Source organism: Bacillus mobilis, from assembly GCF_001884045.1.
Classification (GTDB): domain Bacteria; phylum Bacillota; class Bacilli; order Bacillales; family Bacillaceae_G; genus Bacillus_A; species Bacillus_A mobilis.
This window is the reverse complement of record NZ_MACF01000006.1, coordinates 1-241: the sequence shown is the minus strand read 5'-3', so window position 1 is coordinate 241 and position 241 is coordinate 1. Positions and strand designations below refer to the sequence as shown.

The 241-nt window shown below is 37.3% G+C and carries 1 pseudogene; it reads right to left on the bottom strand.

Annotated features, from left to right (window positions below):
- A pseudogene (locus BAQ44_RS31900) lies at nt 1–241 on the bottom strand (Cna B-type domain-containing protein); the annotation flags it as partial.

Sequence of the window (241 nt, the reverse complement as noted above, 5' to 3'; positions counted from 1 at the left end):
TTCTCTAACACGTTCGGTTCTTCTGTCACCTTTGGCTCTTCCGGTTTTTCTTCTTTTATTTCTTCTGTTGTTTCTTCTTTATTTTCTTCTTCTTTTGGTGTTACTAAAATTTCCGGTTTCTCTTTCACCTCTGGCTTCTCTAACACGTTCGGTTCTTCTGTCACCTTTGGCTCTTCCGGTTTTTCTTCTTTTATTTCCTCTATTGTTTCTTCTTCAACTTGCTCTTCTTCTGGTTTTACAT